Source organism: Crocinitomix catalasitica ATCC 23190, assembly GCF_000621625.1.
Classification (GTDB): domain Bacteria; phylum Bacteroidota; class Bacteroidia; order Flavobacteriales_D; family Crocinitomicaceae; genus Crocinitomix; species Crocinitomix catalasitica.
On the sequence record NZ_JHXV01000020.1, the window covers coordinates 70,706 to 90,179 of the forward strand.

The 19,474-nt window shown below is 33.9% G+C and carries 14 protein-coding genes and 1 riboswitch; of the genes, 13 read left to right on the plus strand and 1 reads right to left on the minus strand.

Annotated features, from left to right (window positions below; genetic code table 11):
• Positions 1-131: 131 nt before the first annotated feature.
• From T367_RS0112420 to T367_RS0112460, 9 genes are all read left to right on the plus strand, one after another.
• Positions 132-740 (plus strand): hypothetical protein, encoded by a 609-nt coding sequence (locus T367_RS0112420; protein WP_157454221.1) that lies wholly within the window; start codon positions 132-134, stop codon positions 738-740.
• A gap of 10 nt (positions 741-750) precedes the next feature.
• Positions 751-2,556, plus strand: coding sequence for a tetratricopeptide repeat-containing sensor histidine kinase (locus T367_RS0112425; RefSeq protein ID WP_027420142.1), 1,806 nt, complete (start codon positions 751-753; stop codon positions 2,554-2,556).
• Positions 2,553-3,179, plus strand: coding sequence for a response regulator transcription factor (locus T367_RS0112430; protein ID WP_027420143.1), 627 nt, complete (start codon positions 2,553-2,555; stop codon positions 3,177-3,179). Before T367_RS0112425 ends, T367_RS0112430 begins: the two co-directional genes overlap by 4 nt.
• 154 nt (positions 3,180-3,333) lie before the next feature.
• Positions 3,334-3,534, plus strand: a riboswitch (cobalamin riboswitch).
• A 110-nt stretch (positions 3,535-3,644) separates the two neighbouring features.
• Positions 3,645-5,186: a T9SS type A sorting domain-containing protein gene (locus T367_RS0112435; protein ID WP_027420144.1), complete on the plus strand. Its 1,542-nt coding sequence runs from the start codon at positions 3,645-3,647 to the stop codon at positions 5,184-5,186.
• A 9-nt stretch (positions 5,187-5,195) separates the two neighbouring features.
• Positions 5,196-7,178: a TonB-dependent receptor plug domain-containing protein gene (locus T367_RS0112440; protein ID WP_027420145.1), complete on the plus strand. Its 1,983-nt coding sequence runs from the start codon at positions 5,196-5,198 to the stop codon at positions 7,176-7,178.
• Positions 7,175-8,227 (plus strand): YncE family protein, encoded by a 1,053-nt coding sequence (locus T367_RS0112445; RefSeq protein ID WP_027420146.1) that lies wholly within the window; start codon positions 7,175-7,177, stop codon positions 8,225-8,227. Before T367_RS0112440 ends, T367_RS0112445 begins: the two co-directional genes overlap by 4 nt.
• Before the next feature lies 1 nt (position 8,228).
• Positions 8,229-9,215 carry a T9SS type A sorting domain-containing protein gene (locus T367_RS0112450; protein ID WP_027420147.1) on the plus strand — a complete coding sequence of 329 codons (987 nt, stop codon included), beginning with the start codon at positions 8,229-8,231 and terminating at the stop codon, positions 9,213-9,215.
• Between the two features lie 434 nt (positions 9,216-9,649).
• On the plus strand, positions 9,650-10,624 hold the full coding sequence (locus tag T367_RS0112455; RefSeq protein ID WP_027420148.1) for a T9SS type A sorting domain-containing protein: 975 nt from the start codon (positions 9,650-9,652) through the stop codon (positions 10,622-10,624).
• A gap of 239 nt (positions 10,625-10,863) precedes the next feature.
• Positions 10,864-11,436, plus strand: a complete 573-nt coding sequence (locus T367_RS0112460) for an HdeD family acid-resistance protein (protein WP_027420149.1) — start codon at positions 10,864-10,866, stop codon at positions 11,434-11,436.
• Between the two features lie 35 nt (positions 11,437-11,471).
• Here T367_RS0112460 and T367_RS0112465 read toward each other — a convergent pair whose 3' ends face one another.
• Entirely contained in the window at positions 11,472-13,982 is a 2,511-nt protein-coding gene (locus T367_RS0112465) for a DUF5686 and carboxypeptidase regulatory-like domain-containing protein (protein WP_027420150.1), read from the minus strand.
• 247 nt (positions 13,983-14,229) lie between these two features.
• Between T367_RS0112465 and queA the strand changes: the two genes are divergently transcribed.
• The 4 genes from queA (at position 14,230) to T367_RS0112485 (ending at position 19,175) form a co-directional block, all read left to right on the plus strand.
• Positions 14,230-15,285, plus strand: coding sequence for a tRNA preQ1(34) S-adenosylmethionine ribosyltransferase-isomerase QueA (gene queA / locus T367_RS0112470; RefSeq protein WP_027420151.1), 1,056 nt, complete (start codon positions 14,230-14,232; stop codon positions 15,283-15,285).
• A gap of 63 nt (positions 15,286-15,348) precedes the next feature.
• Complete coding sequence (locus tag T367_RS0112475; protein ID WP_027420152.1) at positions 15,349-16,023, plus strand: 2-C-methyl-D-erythritol 4-phosphate cytidylyltransferase; 675 nt, start codon at positions 15,349-15,351, stop codon at positions 16,021-16,023.
• A complete protein-coding gene (locus T367_RS0112480; RefSeq protein WP_027420153.1) occupies positions 16,020-16,802 on the plus strand; it encodes a hypothetical protein in 783 nt (260 codons plus the stop codon). The genes T367_RS0112475 and T367_RS0112480 overlap by 4 nt, the downstream gene beginning before the upstream one ends.
• A gap of 144 nt (positions 16,803-16,946) precedes the next feature.
• Positions 16,947-19,175 carry an NADP-dependent isocitrate dehydrogenase gene (locus T367_RS0112485; RefSeq protein ID WP_027420154.1) on the plus strand — a complete coding sequence of 743 codons (2,229 nt, stop codon included), beginning with the start codon at positions 16,947-16,949 and terminating at the stop codon, positions 19,173-19,175.
• Positions 19,176-19,474 lie beyond the last annotated feature (299 nt).

Sequence of the window (19,474 nt, forward strand, 5' to 3'; positions counted from 1 at the left end):
ACAAATTTCTATTAATTTCTAATTCCTCATATCCCTGAAAACAGGGATTTCTAATTTGGTAATTATCAGGCATGTTATGTGTTTTGTTTACGGATATATTTGTATTTTAATCGAAATTTAAATCCTATCCTATGAAAAAGTCCTTTGTAATATTATTTAGTTTTAGTTTGTTTTTGATGGGGTGTGGGGGAGAAGAATCAGTCAGTGAAGATTCTAAAAATAGAGAATTAGCTGATACGACAAATATAGTAAAGGATGGTGATCCTGCAATTTCACCGCCTTTATGCAGTGAAATTGTAATGGCTACTTCTAAAATACCTTATAACAATTCAATTTTCTTTTTAAAGGATAACCTTTTACTTTATCCAAACAATGCGAGTGATACAATATTATTAGTGAGTGGAATAGATATAGACTCATGGGGGGGTGGGCAGAGTATTAGAGTTTTTGCACAGTTGCCGAATAACATTGTTTTAGATACTAATGGAATTGTAAAGAAAAAAACGAAGAATATCAATAATAGTTGCTTTGCAAATGGAATTATTATTGAAATTCCTGTTAAAAAGATGATTCCTGGAAATGCACAATTGTATCCAGCAAGAACTTTTTATTTTGATGTTAATGTTTCAACTAATGAATGGTTATTCTCTGAATCCATAATTCTACAAATTTTTGACACTAAGGATAAAAAGAAGAAACGAGTTGTAGCGTCTCATCCGGATAAGCAACCCGATAAATAAGGTATAGAAGTTGAGATTTCTTGTTTTATTATTAAGCTTAACTATAGGAGGTACGAACTATACCTTCTGTTTTGATTCTCTACATTTAGAGAGTCAAATTAATCGTTATTGTCTTAAAAATTTCGAGGAGCCGAATTTCGTTCGAGTTTTTTTATATGAATTAATAGGCACGGAAGAAGTAGATAGAAGTGAATTTTTTAAAGCAAAATGTTATTCAAAATTAGGTGATATCTATCATGTTTTAGGAAATATCGACTCTTCTTTTCACTATTTAGAAAGAGCCTTAAAAATAAGAGAGTCTAGCGGGTACTTAAGTCATGCAGCATCTACTCATGAGAAAATGGCGATAATTTATTTATCTCTAGGTGAACAAAAAACAGCATTTAAACATTTATATAAAAGTTTAAAAACCAAAGAGTCAATCGGGAATTTAACATACTTAAAATCTATTTATGCTGGACTGGGAAATGCACATTCGGCTAATGAGAATTATGACAGTGCTTATTATTATCATTTAAAAGCTTTAGCAATTTATCAAGATGAAAAGGACTCTTCTGGAATGGCGCATATTTACAATAATATCGGGAATGTTTTTTATTATAAAGATGACTTAAGTAAAGCAATACGGTATTATAAAGATGCAAGTACTCTATTTAATCAATTGTCTCAATATGGCGCAACAATTTATCCTAATATTGATATAGGCGTTTGTCATTATGAACTTGCCAATTACGATTCGTCCGTAGTCTATTACCAAAAAGCATTAGATGTATCTCGCGAGACAGGTAACAGAGAACATTTAGATTATATCTACTTCAACCTCGCAGAAGCTTACGCAAAACTGGACATGTCTGATTCTGCGATTGTAATGTTTCAACTATATGATGTACTCCGCGATTCCATTTTCGACCAAGGTAAAATAGATGCCATCTTAGCTGCTGAGAAGAAATACCAGACCAAAGTAGCCATCCAGACTGCAGTTTTTGAAAAGGCTGAAAAAGAAAAAATTACAATAGAACACGAAAATAAAAGACTGATTATTTATATATTAATGGGAACAATTGCTTTAATACTAATTGTGATATTTTTTGTCGTACGAAATGTGAAACAGAAACATCGGCTTAAGGAGTTAGAAGTGGACGTTAAGAATCAAGAAATTGATAACCTTCTTAAAGACCAAGAGGCAAAATCGTATGCTTCATTGCTTGAAGGACAGAATTATGAACGGGAACGAATAGCACAAGATTTACATGATCGACTGGGTGGAACACTATCTGCTGTGAAGGTGCATTTCTCTTTAATGGATGAAAAAATTCAACTGATTAAACAAGAGAATAAAGATTTATTTGATAAGGTCAATTCGATGTTGAACGAAGCAGTACAAGATGTTCGACGAATTTCACACGATTTGTCTTCCGGTCGATTGGCTAAATTGGGACTTAGAGGCGCTTTAAAGGATTTAGCCGCTATAATTTCTTCTGCTAAAAATATTGAGGTAGAATTTTATATGGATGAGTCCTTACCCGATTTTGATAAAAAGAAGGAACAATCAATTTATGCGATTGTACAAGAATTGGTGAGTAATATGCTCAAACACGCCAATGCAACAAGTGTTGAGATTCAATTGAATAAACAAGATGACCAGCTAAATCTATTATTCGAAGACAACGGTGTTGGTTTTGATATGCAAAATCAATCATATACAGGTTTGGGGATTTCAGGTCTGAGTAAACGTGTTGAAGCGCTAGACGGGACAATTAATTTTGATTCGGTAGTTGGAAGAGGAACAATAGTCATCATAAATATACCACTATGACAAATTTAATTATTGCAGATGATCATACCGTTTTTAGAGAAGGACTTGCTTCTTTTTTTAAAGATGAAGATGAAATATCAGTAATCGCAGAGTTAGGTAATGGTGAGGAAGTGTTAGCGATGCTCCCTCAATTAGATGTTCAGATTGTTTTAATGGATATTAGTATGCCTAAAATGGACGGAATAGAAGCTTCTCAAATGATTAAAACTAAATTTCCTGGGGTTAAAATAATTATGCTTACCATGCACGAAACCCAGAATTATATTCGAAAATTATTGGATATTGGTGTTGATGGTTATTTGCTAAAAACAACCTCTAAATCTGAATTATTTGAAGCAATTAATACGGTGTTGAAAGGAGAAAAATACTACGGTACAGATGTCCAAAAAGTATTCATGAATAGTTTTAATTCAGACAAAGTTTCTTCAGATATTAAGTTAACACGACGTGAAAAAGAAATTTTAGATCTTATTTGTGAAGAATTAAATACCAATGAAATTGCAGATAAATTATTCATTAGCGCGTATACGGTTGAAACGCATCGTAAAAACTTATTAAGTAAAACCGGATCTAAAAATGTTGCGGGTCTCGTTAAATTTGCCGTTCAAAATAAATTTGTTTGAGCGGATCCTATTCGGATGTATGCATAAAAAAAACAGTTTTCTTGCTCTTCTTGGGCTCTCCTGAAAGCTTTGATTAAGAGTAAGTCTTTACCTCTTTTATCTTTAATCTTATTTCTTGTCCATCATAGTCTTGACGAAGGTGGATCTTTTACCTATCTTTGCAACGAATTTTGGTTTCACTTCGGTGAATTAAAATGGGAATCAAGTGCCTTTCTTTGAAAGAAATCTTGAACTGTTCCCGCAGCTGTAATGGTTTACAAGCTTAAAAAAATATCCACTGTTCGCCTCAGGTGAATGGGAAGGAATTTTAAGTATCAACCTAAGTCAGAAGACCTGCCAAGTTTCACAACTATTAGCTTTCGGGATAAAAGCAACGTTTAGGCATGGTTTTTCAATGCCTTTTCTGCGTTTTATTCCTTTTTATTAATCTGCCCATAAAACAAAAAGGGCCAAACTATTAAAAGGATGAAAAAAATTGTACTTTTTGGAGCGTTATTACTCTCTTCAATTTTCACAAATGCTCAATTTTCGAGCGATGACATTGTTTATTACGTGGGCGAAGGTCCAGATACTGCTGTGTTAGTAATCGACTTTCTTGACGAAACAGTAGATTCTAGTTATGCATGGGGTTATTTATTCGATGCTACAACTTCAAAAACTGGAGGTGATATGCTTGCTGAAATTTCATTGGATGAGGAGTTTTTAACAGTTGCATTGACCGGTGGTTTTTTAGCGGATATAACCTTTAATGACCATGAAGGATTAATGGGCTTACCTAATTATTGGGGTACTTGGTCTAAAACGGAAGAAACAGAATGGATTTCTAACATGGGAATTGGGACAGTTTTAGCTGCAAACGATTGGTTCGGATGTTCTTATACGGATTTTGATCCAGCTGTAGCGCCAGGAGAACCTATTCCTGCTTATGCTTCTAAAATGTTTAATTCAAATGATGTGCAGTTTTGGGTAGGAACAGGTGATGATTCAGCTGTTTTTGTTGTTGACTTTGTTTCAGATGTATATGGTGAAGCTGTTACTTATGCTTGGGGTTACGCTTTTGATGGAACAACTGACGGTGAAACGATGTTAGCAGATATTGCTGCAGCTGATTTCAACTTAACGATCAATGCAACGGCTTTCTTAAATGATATTCTTTATAATTCTTTAGAAGGAATTGGTGGAGATCCTAATTATTGGGGAACTTGGAGTGGTACTAATTTAAGCGATTGGACTATGAATGCTGGTTTGTCTACTGAAATTAATGATGGTGATTGGTTCGGTTGTTCTTATGATGCTTGGCCTCCAAGACGTCCGTTTTACCCAATTGCTGCTATTTCTTCTCATGCTTTAACATTTACTGATGTTGACTTTTTAATTGGAGAAGGAGAAAACCTTGTTGCAATAGTTTTTGACTTTAATGGTGCTGAAGCAGGTGAGTCTTATGTTTTTGGATACCAGTTTACTGAAATAACAATCACAGCAAGTGAAGTGATTACTGCTATTGTAGAATCTGGTTATTATGATCTATCTGTTGATATGACTGGTGGATTTTTAAATGATGTAGAATTTGATGGTCAAGCTGGAATTGGCGGTGATCCTTATTATTGGGCAACTTGGTCTGGAGAAAATGTAGGTGGCTTTTCAATGAATACTGGAATTTCTGAAGTAATGGAAAATGGTGATTGGTTTGCTGCAACTTATACAAATTGGGCACCAGCAACTCCTCCTAGTACACCCGTTAATGCGATTTCTTTTGTTAGTGTTACTGATATTGCTGGATATGAAATGAATATTTACCCTAATCCAACAGCAACGAATAACTTTAATATTGAAGTTGAAAGTAATAGTACTTTAAAGATTTTAGCTTTAAACGGTGCGTTAATTCAATCTGAAATCTTAACTGAAGGTAAGAATACTATATCAATTGACAACCTTGCAAAAGGTATGTACTTATTGTCTGTTGAAACAGCAAAAGGAACAGCAATTGAGCAGTTAATTGTTCAATAGTAAATATTGATGGGATTCAGAACGAATCATATAATTTTATTAATCTCTTGTTTTGTCTTGTCCGCTTATGGGCAAGACACGACGAGGGTTTTAAAACCTGTTCCCATTATTAAAGAAGTTGATCTCAATACGATCAATTTAGAATCAACAAATCCTCATATTACGATCACTAAAGCTTGGATGGAACAATTAGGGGCCATCGATATTGCTGAGGCGCTTAAGTATTCTCCAGGTATTCAATTAAAGGATTATGGTGGAATAGGTGGGGTGAAATCAATCGCTTATCGTAGTTTGGGTGCGAATCACACAGGCGTTGTAATTGACGGAGCATTTTTGCCGAATGTACAAAGTGGTCTAGTGAATCTTAATGGTTTCGATTTATTCGGATTAAATACTGTCGAATTTAGTAGTGGACAAGTATTGTCTGAGAATGTTTCCGCTTCTGCTTTTCTTTTACCCAATACAATTTCCGTTCAATCTGTTCTGTTTGAAAGACCGGATAGTTTAAGATGGTCTTATTCTGGAATTTTTAATACGATTAATGCATATGAAAACGGTGTGCTAATTCAAGTGCCGTTGGGCCAATCATTTTTTATCGGCGGGCAAGTGTTTTATAAATTCGGCTCGGGTGCTTACCAATTTAAACAACCTGATATAGGGATTAATACAACGCAAATACGGGAGAATTCAGCATTAACAAGTTTGAGAGGGAAGATAGTTACTGGTTTCGATAACAAAAATTCTAAATTACGTTTTACCGGTCAGTTTTCTGATACTGATCAAGAACTACCAGGAGCTGTGGTCTTGTATAATCCGTCGAATGATCAATATTTATGGACAGATTTTCAGAAATACACGTTGAATTATCAATTCAATAAAAGTAAATGGTTGTTAAATGCGCAATCATTTTATCAAATAGAAAACACGGAATATTTAGATGAACATTATCTTAATTCAGAGGGTTTTTTGGCAGCAGAATATCAACAAGAAAATATTTTACTCGGAGGTATGTTGACTAGGAAATTAAATAAATATTTCACAAAATTATTCTTTGGCTCGGATCTTATATATACAAATCTAGTAGGGTCAAACGTGTCTGCCAATCCAATGCGACTACAAAATAATTCGGTGATTGGAACACAATTAACTTTAGGTCGCTTTAATGTTTTAACCAATTTAACCAATCAATATATTCAAGATAATTATACTGAATTAGGTGAGTCAATCCAAAAAACGAATTTTAATTTAAGTCCTTTTTTCTCATTTTCCGTTCAGCCATTCATCAAAAAAGCTTTAAAAATAAGAGCGTTCTATAAATCAAGTTACCGCATGCCAACATTTAATGATTTATATTATAATGCGATTGGAAATAAGCATTTAAAACCAGAGGAAGCCAATTTATTGAATATAGGTTTGTCCTATAAAAAGGTTTTTACCAAATTTAGTTTTCAAACAACGATAGATGGTTTTTATAATCAAACCAAGAATAAAATTATTGCTATTCCAACTAAAGATTTGTTTAATTGGAGCATGCAGAACATCGGTGAAACAGAAATAAAAGGAATTGATTTTTCTGCATTTTTATCAACGCGTTTGCGAAAAGTATTATTCGTGTTGAGTACAAGTCATTCATTCAATCAGACTATAGATATAACTGACGAAAACAATTCAACTTTTGGTCATCAATTACCATATACGCCACAATACACTACTTCAAACGGAATGTCAATCTCAATTAAAGGCTTTGCCTTGAGTGTCAATGCTCTTTATAATTCATTTCGTTATTCTTTAAATGAGAATATCTACAGCAATTTACTACCGGCCTTTTCAGATTTTAATTTAGGGTTGTCAAAAGAATTGAACTGGAATAGTTCTAAGGTATTTATTTCACTTAAATGCATGAATCTGCTGAATAAGAATTATCAAATAATTAGAAGTTTCCCAATGCCAGGTAGGTATTACCAAGCTCAAATAAAATATAGTTTCAGATGAAAAATGTAATCGTAATAATTTTCGCTTTATTGGTTGTTGCAAGCTGCAAGAAAAAACCAATAGAACCTATCTCACTCGGAGAATATGAAAATGGTTTACTTGTTTTAAATGAGGGATTGTTCGAACAGAATAATGCATCAATTTCATTTTATAACTCAAATGATAATATGAGTTATCATCAAGCTTTTAAAGCAGCGAATGACCGAGGCTTAGGGGATACAGCAAACGACTTCGCTGTTTTTTCTCAAGATGGAGTTGAGTACATTATAATTGCGGTTGATATTTCAAGTCAGCTTGAGATCGTTGAAAGATATAGCTTAAAATCTGTTGCTCAAATTCCTTTATTCAGTGGCGGTATAGCAAGAGAGCCAAGACGAATAGAAATTTATAACAACAAAGCCTACGTTTGTAATTTCGATGGTACTGTTGTCATCGTCAATTTAAACACATTTCAAATCGATAAAATAATAACCGTCGGATCAAATCCAGATGGTATAGCACGGATCGGGAATCAATTATTCGTAACAAATTCGGGAGGATTGAATTTTCCGAATTATGATTCTACTATTTCAGTCATCAATTTAACTTCTCAAGTAGTCGAATCTACTTTTAAAACTCGAATCAATTGCACCAAGATTTTAAACGATAATCAGGGAGAATTATATGTCGTGTCAAATGGTGATTATGAAGATGTTGCTCCTGCTTTATTAAGAGTCGATCCTATTTCAGAAACCGTGCTAGAACGATTTGATTTGCCAATTGGGGGTATCGATTTTGCAGATGACATCATTTATTTTTATCATCAAGTGGATCAAAAAATATACCGATTAAATACCTTAACAGAAGAGGTTGATTATACCCCAATCATTGATCTTTCTGCTTATGCCACTTTCGGAGGAATAGAAGTAGACCCTATAAATAATTCAATTTATTGTTTTGATGTGAATGGGTATGTGAATTCATCAATTGTGCATGTATACGATTTAAAAGGTGTCCATCAATATGAATTTACGAGTGGATTAATTGCTAAGAATATTATTAAAAATTAAGATGAAAAATACTGTAATTTTACTGTTTGTTTGCTGTTCAGCAAATCTATTTGCACAATTCGCACCAGCTGTTGATGAGCCTGGAACGACTGCAATTCATAAAGATTCTTCGGATATAAAAGGTTGGGCAACTAAAATGGTCACTTTTAATAGAGGGTTGGAAGATATAATAAACGAAATGGGTCCTGTTGCTAGCTTTGGAGAGTCAGAAAATGCATTAGGTTATGCTGAAGGAACAAGTACTGATGTGGTTAGTTTAGGTGATTATGGATCGATTGTTTTGGGGTTCGAATATCCTATAATGAATGGTGCAGGTAACGATTTTGCCGTATTTGAGAATAGCTTTTCAGATACCTATCTTGAATTTGCGCATGTTGAGGTAAGTACAGACGGTGTTCGTTTTGTTAGAATTCCATCAACTTCAGTAATTTCAACCGATGAGCAAGTTAGTACTTATGGTACAAGTGAAACGAGTCAGGTTCATAATTTAGCAGGGAAATATCGTCAGGGTTATGGAACACCTTTCGATTTGGAAGATATAATCGATTCTACCGGTGTAAATTTAGATAGTATTTTATATGTTAAGATCATAGATGTAATCGGAACAATTGATCCTGAATATGCCAGTCGTGATCATTTGGGTAATATAATTAACGATCCATACGAAACGGCTTTTGCCAGTGGAGGTTTTGATCTAGATGCAGTTGCAGTGATGAATGAGAATAATGTTTTTGCAGGCCTAGCAACTCAAAAGCATTTAGAATTTAAAGTTTACCCTAATCCAACACGGGATATCATCAATATAACAAGCCCCAAAGAGGTTTACCTGTCTATTCAAATTTTAGATTTAAACGGGAGAATAGTCTCAGAAATGACGCCAACAACGCGATTGTCATTGGTGAATTTAGGTCTACAAAAAGGAATTTACTTCGTTCGGTTTATCAGTGATAATTCGACTTCTATTCCTGAGAAAATTGTTTATTTCTAATCATTTTCCTGATATCCACGTTTGCGCCGGCGCATGATTTTGATGATATTAAAAATGACTAATATCAAAAATGCTATGCCAACAATCGTCCAAATAGTGCTATAAATATCCATGTCTTTACTTTTTAAAAAGATAATGAAAATATTGATGCAAGTCAATTAAGTATATTGTCCTCATTCTTATTCAACTTTTAATTTCTGTAAAGATCAATACTCCTTTATGTTCGATTTTTTGCATGGTTGTGAACTTGACATTGATTTACCGATTTTATCAAAATTAGGTGTTTAAACTGGTTTAAAGTGTGTCTTAACGATTAGTTTAACTGCTTGCAAACCATAAAGAATAAAGTTTCGTAACTTAGTTGTAAGATTTAACATACGTTTTAGTAGTTAAGTACAAACACCTAGTTATATTTGCACTTTAGAATCGAGAAAATGAGAAATTTAATTTTAATATTATTCATAAGTATTTTGTCTGTTTCGGCAAAAAGCCAATGTACATATATCGTTGAGTCTACTGATGATTATTCAGTTTCAATTGAACTTCGCCCTATAAGAATAATTGCCCCGGCAAGCTGTAGATATGGTTATAATTTTAATGTTGAAATTGAATATGATATTATCTTTTCAGGTCCTGAAGCTCCCGGAAGTTTGTGGACTTTACAGGGGAATATGGGGTGTGGGGAATTTACAAACAACTTTTTTAACCTACCAAACGGCGGCGGTTCAGGAACTGTAACAACAACAGGGAATCCGTACAATCCTGATTCTGATTGTGCAATAGCTACCGTAGAGTCTTTAGAATGTGATGCAGTTTCTATTCGAATTCAAGGACCTGGAATTTCAAGTAGAACAGTTGATTGCATTTTTGCTGGACCATTACCTATTGAATTGGTAAGTTTTTCTGCAACTAAACAAGATGATTTAGTGCATCTTAGTTGGGAGACAGCGTCTGAAACTGATAATGATTATTTTAATGTTTTACATTCCATCAATGGTATTGATTGGAAAGCAATAGGTAAAATTAACGGTGCAGGAAATTCGACACAGAAAATGGCTTATGACTTTACGCATCGCAGTCCTGAGCAAGGTGTTAACTATTATCGTTTAAAGCAAGTAGATTTTAATGGTGATTATACTTATTCGAATACCGAAACAGTAAATTTTACAAATAAATTTGAGCAAGGTTTAAAAGTGTATCCCAACCCGGTAGTTAATAATCTTACTGTTGAAGCGGTAATAAATGATGTTTCTAAATTATCTGTTCACAATATCATGGGCGGTGTTGTTAATGATTGGTATGTCGTTTCGCAGTCGAGTAATAAAGTGGTATTAAATCTTGAAAATTTAGCGGCAGGAGTTTATCTCATCCGTTATGAAGATAAGGCAGAGCGCATAATTGTTGAGTAAATAATTGCATTAAGCAATAGCTTTAAAGACTTTCTTATCGCGATTGAATCGTTTATGTGTTTAGCAGATTAGTAGATATTAGTCATTCTGAAATTTCATTTCATCCACTTTTTTAATTGACAATAATCAGTTTTCAGCTGATCTATTTAGCCTTTCTGTAGTTTACTTATCTTTATTTTTGTAGTCATATCAGACGATCGATTACAATATCGTCAATATCTAATTAAAATATAGAGATTATGACTGTAATAAAATCACTTCAAAAAGCTTTTAATTATTGGTGGCTCTTTTTACTTATTGGAATACTTTTGGTGGCATTAAGTGTTGCTATTCTTGTTCGTCCTTTAGAAGGTTTGTTAGGCTTTACAATGTTTTTGGGGTTCAGTTCAATGTTTACAGGAATTGGTCAGATTTATCTTTCCCTTAAAAATAAAACCAGTTTGAATAATTGGGGTTGGTATCTATGGAGTGGTGTTTTAGAATTTGCAGTTGGTGCTGGTATCTTAATCTATCCACAGATTTCTCTGGCAATATTACCTGTTTTAATCAGTTTTTGGTTAATTGTTAGAGGTTTTGCATTGATTGGAATTGCTGTGGCAATGAAAAAGTTTGATTTAAGAAAGTCACGGTGGGTATTGATTGGTGGGATATTGAGTTTGCTTTTTGTATTATTCATTTTACTTAATCCAATGGCTGCGACAATAGGTTTGATGATTTGGATTGGTTTGTCCATTTTGTTTGCCGGAATAGCATCGATAATTATCGCTTTCGGAATTAGAGAAATAAACGAAGAAATTAATGATGATGATTGAGATGTGTATACCGTTCAAGAAAATGACTGGAGGTCTTAAAAATTAAATTTCAAATCTCGTTCATTCATTAAATCAAAAGAGAACTTGAATTGGGCATTCTTCGGTTTGCTAGCATCTGGTACGGTAAATTGATTGTTACCTATACTAAATATGGCGTACGCGCCGACTCGTAGTCTTCGCCTCACAAATTTAAAGGTCCTTTCTAATCCTACAAATGCCTCCGTATAAACATAACTATGTTCGGGTAAGTAGATGAATCCACCGCCCATCAATGCCTTAATTCCTGTCTTTTTCATGAAGGGAATTTTATTAACGATCGCACCATTAAAATGATGGATATAATGCACTTCTAAAAACAACTCCTGTGTTTCGTAGTTGTCATCTAAGTTTTGGAAAGAGTACAGAGGTTGACTAAATAAAAATCTGAAGAGGCTGGTGTCAGATCTACGGAAGAATTTTCTATCAATATAAAAGATGCTATCCTGATTCACATAAGTCCCTGTTTTAATTCTGTATTTTGATTGACCCATTGTGCCAATTTGAAATTCTTGCTCAATACCAAAACTCAAATAATCGAAATCAACAACGGATTTAAAGGGACCATCCCAACCTTTTTCCCAATAAATAGAAAAGGTTGGCCAACGACTGCCTAGAACAACTTTTCTATAAGGTTCTGAGACGTATTTTTGGGCTGGAGTATAAGACAGTGAAATGTTTGTTCGGAACGCTCTATAAGCGTCAAATTGAATGGGAGGGCCATTGTTAAGTTCGTCATCAAACCAAGTAACAAATTTATAGCTTAAATCGAAAGGACTTCTTTGTTCCAATCGTGCACCAGTAGCAAGGTACAGTCCATTTAATATTTCAAAGGAATGCCAGACACCGCCTTGTAAATTTTCATATAAATTTTGTCGATTAAAAAGTGAAAAATAGGCATCGTACGAATTAATAAAAGAGGCGCCTTTGTTGAACCATAATGAATAACGACTTGATTTTTTTGGATTATAAAGATGATAAAAACGTCCGCTTCCTCTAAAATCGGTATTGTTAAATCCTACTGTTATATCTGCGTCTACATCTATCCATTGTTGGTTTTCCCATTTCTTAAAAATGCTAAAGCCGGGGCCGAATCTCGTGCCGCCTATATTTAATGGTTCAATTACATCAGCAACCGACGATAAATACCATTGTGTTTTTTTCTTCCGGTCTCTATGTTCAATACCGAACCATAGTACTTTTAATGCTGTTATCTTGTTAAAAACGGCATCTACAGAATCTAAATATTCTTCAGACGTATAGATAGCTTTCAACGAATCGTGTTTCATTTTGGTTTTTAATTCCTTTTCAGTCAAAGGAATTGGTCTGATTTCATGCCAATAGGTCGTGTCTCTTTCGTAAGCTTCTTTTGTAGTAACACCTAATTCGTTAGAGAAGAATTTGGCTGGAAAAGTGGGGTTGATTATATAATTAGAATAGACAACTTGGGTCTCTCCAAATACCGTTTCTCTTCCGTATTTAGTGCTGTATTTAAAGTCTTGCTCTTTTAAAAGCCATAATGAATCTTTCTTTTCAAATTTCTGCACGATGTGAAAATCATCATAAATTTTTAGGTTTCCCTTGTGCATTTTTAAATCGACACCTGTTAAAACCCATTCGTTATTTAGAATGTATAAATGACCTTCAAGCGTTGAAGTTCCGACAGATCTTGGAGAAATTTCTACAGTGTATAAAGTGTCCGCACCTATGGTGTCAATGGCTACTAGTTTATATTTGTATGATAGAATTCCAGAGGGGTGGAGGGGTGAAACGATGGGCGTTTCGTGTAAATCAAACTTTCTAATTAAGCTCTCATAAAAATTAAAATCTCCAGAAACGGTGGTTTGAAAATAGATTTGATCGGGCTTCCCAATTTTATCATATCCAGTTCTAATCTCTTTTATTTTATTCGGATATTGAAAATGTTTGGTCATGTTTATCTCCACCATATTCAAACGATCTTCACCTTCTAATTTCTTTTTAATTTCATCTTTTTGATCTTGAAAAACATCGCTTGGTTCATCATCATCGTCATCATCATTTTTATATTCTCTCACTTTTTTAACAAAGGTTTCAATGCCTTTAATGTAAATATCACAGGTGTAGGTATCGAACTGCTGCATCATGTTTTTCTTATTGTCAATTACATTCTGCACAATTTGCCATCCAATATTCCGTTTTTTTGTTGAAACATCAACAGTATTCAATTCGTTCTCTTTTTGTTTGAGGTAAACATTTTTAACTGTAGGCTGTAATGAACTCACCGTTACTTTTGTTTCAAAGTCTTCAAATCCTACACATTTGTAGATAATATCATATGATCCTTGGTCGCAACCAAAAAAATACTTGCCATCAAAATCGGTGATTCCACCAAGGTTGGGGAAATTTTTAACGTAAATTTTTGCGTAGGGTATAGGATTGTGATATTCGTCGAATACATGGCCCGTAATACTTTGAGCTACCGCTCCAAATGGGAGAATTAAGAAAAGTAAGAATATTCTAAAATTCATTTATGATTAAAAGTATTGGCCATGACCAGTATGACACTATAAGTGCGAATAAGTTACAAAGTTACAATTTTTAAATACTAAAATTAAACTGGTAAACCGATGATTCACGAGTAAATGTCATTTAAATCATCTCAAAAAAACGAAAAAATGTCCAAATATTATCCTTTTTCAATGATTTAGCGAATATAAATTTTATTTCAACTGAATAAATATTACCTTTGTCGTCTTTTAAATTTAGAAATTCTTTATGAAATTATCAGAATTCAATTTTGAATTACCAGACAACCTTATAGCGCAACATCCAAGTGAGAACAGAGATGAGGCGAGATTAATGGTTTTAGACCGTGAAAAACGTACAATCGAACATAAAAAGTTCAAGGACGTTTTAGGTTATTTTGACGAAGGCGATGTGATGATAATGAATAATACCAAGGTTTTCCCTGCTAGACTTTATGGAAATAAAGAAAAAACTGGTGCGAGAATTGAAGTATTCTTGTTGAGAGAGTTAAACAGAGAAAGTTTATTGTGGGATGTATTAGTAGATCCAGCAAGAAAAATTAGAATTGGAAATAAATTATACTTCACTGAAGATGACTCTTTAGTAGCAGAGGTAATTGACAATACAACTTCAAGAGGACGTACGATCAGATTCTTATTCGATGGTTCTTACGAAGAATTCAAACAAAAAATTACGGATTTAGGTGAAACACCTATTCCACCATATATCAAAGAACTTAGAGATGTTGTTCCTCAAGATGAGGAGAGATACCAAACAATCTACGCTAAGAACGAAGGAGCTGTAGCAGCGCCAACTGCTGGTTTACACTTCAGTCGTGAATTGATGAAACGTTTAGAAATTAAAGGCATTGAGTTTGCTGAATTGACTTTACATATTGGTTTAGGAACATTCAGAACTGTTGATGTTGAAGATTTGACAAAACATAAAATGGATTCTGAACAAGCTGAGATTACTCAGAAGGTTGCGGATATCGTAAACAAAGGGAAAAAGAATAAGAAAAGAATTTGTGCAGTTGGTACGACAAGTATGCGTGCTATCGAATCAAGTGTATCTACTGATGGTTTATTAAAACCTTTCGCTGGATGGACAAATAAATTTATCTTCCCTCCTTACGATTTTTCTATTGCAAACTGTATGATTACAAACTTCCATACACCGCAGTCTACCTTGATGATGATGATCGCTGCTTTTGCTGATATTGACTTCGTAAAAGAAGCATATGCTGAAGCAGTAAAAGAAAAATACAACTTCTATTCTTACGGTGATGCCATGTTAATCATCTAAAAGAATTATAATATTATTAAATTTAAGCCGCTTCAAGTTTTGAAAGCGGCTTTTTTTTTGAATATGAATACGATTATTATAACTGCAGGTGGAATTGGTAAAAGGATGGGAGCGGCTATTCCTAAACAGTTTATTCTCCTAAACGGCAAGCCAATTTTAATGTGGACCATTCGTAAATTTTATGAATTTGACACAGCAATTGAAATTATTCTCGTTTTACCTGAGGCGGAAGTAGAAAATTGGCAACAATTATGTACTGACTATAATTTTTCTATCCAACATCAAGTTGTTGTTGGTGGTAAGGAAAGGTTTGACTCTGTTAAAAATGGACTTAAAAATGCGACAGGAAGTTGGATTGGTGTTCATGATGCTGTGCGTCCATTGGTCGATTTAACTGTTATTAAAAACTGCTATTCACAGGTCGAAAAATTAAAAGCAGTTATTCCAGTCGTTCAATTGAAGGATTCAATCAGAACGATTGATGGAGATTTTTCAACGGCTGAAGATCGATCTGGTTTTCGATTAGTACAAACGCCACAAGTTTTTGAATCGACACTCTTAAAAGCAGCCTATCAGCAATCATTTTCTACTTTATTCACTGATGATGCTAGCGTAGTTGAAAGCAATAAGGTAAACGTTCATTTGATAGATGGTAATGAGGAGAATATTAAAATCACAACAAAAAATGATTTGTTGATTGCTAGTGCTTTATTAAATCAATCAACTGTAAATTCATGAAAGGAATCTTTAAAATAGGATTGTTTACGCTGTTTTTCTTCAATTTTTATTGTGGTCAATATTTGTCGGCTCAATTTTATCCGAGTCTAGGCGTTGATATTTCATATATTCATAAAAAAACATCTTATGCGAGGAATTTAGCGGTGATTAATGAGAATGAGACAATTGATTATTATAAAATGGATGGGGACATTGCTCCTGTATTTATTGGCTTGAATATTAAGAGTTATGGCAAAGGATTTGGTGACGAAAGTAAATTTAAAATAGGTTATTCTTTAGGTTTAGGTTATGGTGTTTTTACGGGGGAAAGCACATTGGTTTATTTGCGTAGTTCGACTGATTATGCAGATTCGATTGTAAATAATTATAGTGATTTTACCTATCGAACGAATTATCATAATATTGATTTTAACCATAATTTTGATGTGCATTGGAATGTGAAAGAAGATTTAAAATTCACCAATACTTTAGGATTTGGTTTGTCTACAATTGTAAAGGTTGGTGGAAGTGAGATTGATTTTGATGGTGGCATTGTTAATGTCAATCATCCTACTTTAAATTTTTTGTACCAGCCACAAATAAGTAAAAAGTATGAACGTTATTGGTTGTCTTATTATTTAAAGGCTCAATTCTATTCTATTAATTTATTTAGTTCGCAGGTGTTTAATTCTGATGGATTTGGAAAGATCGATCTTAATGATTTATTGTATTTTGGAGCAGGTTTTAGATTTGTTTTTATTCCTAAAAAAATTGAACCTTACTTACTTGAAGATTTTTAAAGTTAAGCTTGAATCAATATTTTCAGTGGGTTAACACATTTGTTTTATTTCATTTAATTTCTAAACAAAACGTTTTTTTACACTGTTTAATTCCGACAAATTTTTAACTTTGTTGAACGAATATTAACAGTCTAAAATAATAAAATGGCAACTGGAAAAGCAAGGATTATTTATACAAATACCGATGAGGCTCCCGCACTCGCAACACAATCATTTTTACCAATCGTAAAAGCCTATGCAGGCGCAGCTGATGTAACAGTTGATACGAAGGATATTTCTTTAGCTGGTAGGATTCTAGCTGCTTTTCCTGATTATTTTCCTGATAGTGAAAAACATGAAGATGCTTTAACTGAATTGGGTGATTTAGCTAAATTACCTGAAGCGAACATTGTTAAATTACCAAATATTAGTGCTTCTATTCCTCAATTAATTGAGGCGATTAAAGAATTACAGAGCAAAGGTTATCCAGTTCCAAGTTTTCCTGAAGACCCGGAAACAGAAAAGGAAATTGAGATTAAACTAAGATATAATAAAATTAAAGGTAGTGCTGTGAACCCTGTTTTACGTGAAGGTAATTCAGACAGAAGAGCACCTAAAGCGGTTAAGAATTATGCGAAACAAAACCCACACAGTATGGGAGCATGGTCAAAAGATTCTAAAACACGTGTAGCGAGCATGGCAAAAGGTGATTTTTACGGAAGTGAAAAATCTTATACCATCGCTAAACCAACTGCTGTTAAAATTGAATTCCACGGGAATGATAATAGTGTAAGTGTTTTAAAAGAAAAAACAGAATTATTAGCTGGAGAGATCATTGATACTTCAGTATTAAATATTGCAGAATTTAAGTCTTTCATTGCTGGCGAAATTGAGCAAGCTAAAAAGGATGGTGTTTTGTTTTCATTGCATTTAAAAGCAACGATGATGAAGGTTTCAGACCCTATCATTTTCGGTCATGCTGTTGAGGTGTTTTTCGCTGATTTATTTACTAAGCATAAAGAACTTTTCGAGAAAATTGGTGTTGACACGAAGAATGGTTTCGGTGATGTTTATGATAAAATTACTGAATTACCAGATGAGCAAGTAAAAGTTATTGAAGCTGACATTGCTGCTTGTTATACAAAACGTCCGGAAGTGGCGATGGTAAATTCTGATAAAGGAATTACAAACTTACACGTACCAAGTGATGTGATTATTGATGCTTCAATGCCAGCTGCCATTCGTTCGTCAGGACAAATGTGGGGACCAAATGGAAAGCTACAAGATATGGTAGCTGTTATTCCAGACAGATCTTATGCAGGTGTTTATCAAGCAACAATTGATTTTTGTATTGAAAACGGTGCTTTTGATGTGACTACAATGGGAACTGTTCCTAACGTAGGTTTAATGGCACAAAAAGCAGAGGAGTATGGATCACATGATAAAACGTTTGAAGTTCCTGGTAATGGTTCTGTAAAGGTGATTGACGAAGAAGGAAATGTTATTTCTGAGCAAGCTGTTGAAGCTGGTGATATTTGGAGAATGTGTCAAGTTAAAGATGCGCCAATTCAGGATTGGGTAAAATTAGCCGTATCAAGAGCGAGAGCAACTGGTACACCAGCTGTATTTTGGTTAGATGAAAATAGAGCACACGATATTGAGTTAATCAAAAAAGTGAAAGCTTATTTACCGAATAATGATCTTGATGGTTTAGAAATTTTAATTAAATCACCAATCGAAGCAACAAATTATACCTTAAAAAGATTGAAAAAAGGTGAAGATACCATTTCAGTAACAGGTAATGTTTTAAGAGATTATTTAACTGATTTATTCCCGATTTTAGAATTAGGAACAAGTGCTAAAATGTTGTCTATCGTTCCGTTGATGAATGGTGGAGGATTATTTGAAACGGGTGCAGGTGGATCAGCTCCTAAGCATGTTGAGCAATTTATTAATGAAGGTCACTTGCGTTGGGATTCATTAGGTGAGTTTTTAGCCTTAGCAGTTTCATTAGAGCATTTAGGTCTAAAATATGGCAATCAAAAAGCTTTGGTATTGGCTGAAACATTAGACAATGCTACAAGTGAATTCTTATTAAAAGATAGATCTCCATCTAGAAAAGTTGGTGAATTAGACAATAGAGGAAGTCATTTTTACTTGGCAATGTATTGGGCAGAAGCTTTATCTTCTCAAAACAAAGACAGCGAATTGAGAGATAAATTCTCTGTGATTGTTAAGTTAATGAAGGCGAACGAAGACTTAATTGTGAAAGAACTAAATGATGCACAAGGTAAGCCAGTGAATATTGGTGGATATTATATGCCAGATGCTAATTTAATTAGCGCAGCAATGAGACCAAGTAAAACATTTAATGATATTATTGCTTCAGTTTAAAAGCTTTAGAATATAATTTATTTAAAATCCCTGTTCAATTTATTGAATGGGGATTTTTTTGTTGGGTTCAAATCAATACCAATTCCCATAGGGACAACACACATCACCCAACGAGCTACTCCTTCAAATAACAAGTCCTGAAGGGACGACATAAAATAGCGGAGGAAGCATTCCTTCGATAATTAGGTTGCCATAGGAAAGTTCAAAACCCCGCAGGGGTGACATAATTTATTTGAAAGGGACGAGAATGGGATCATGTATAATCAGAACATAACCGGTTGGGGGTAGCTATCAGTACG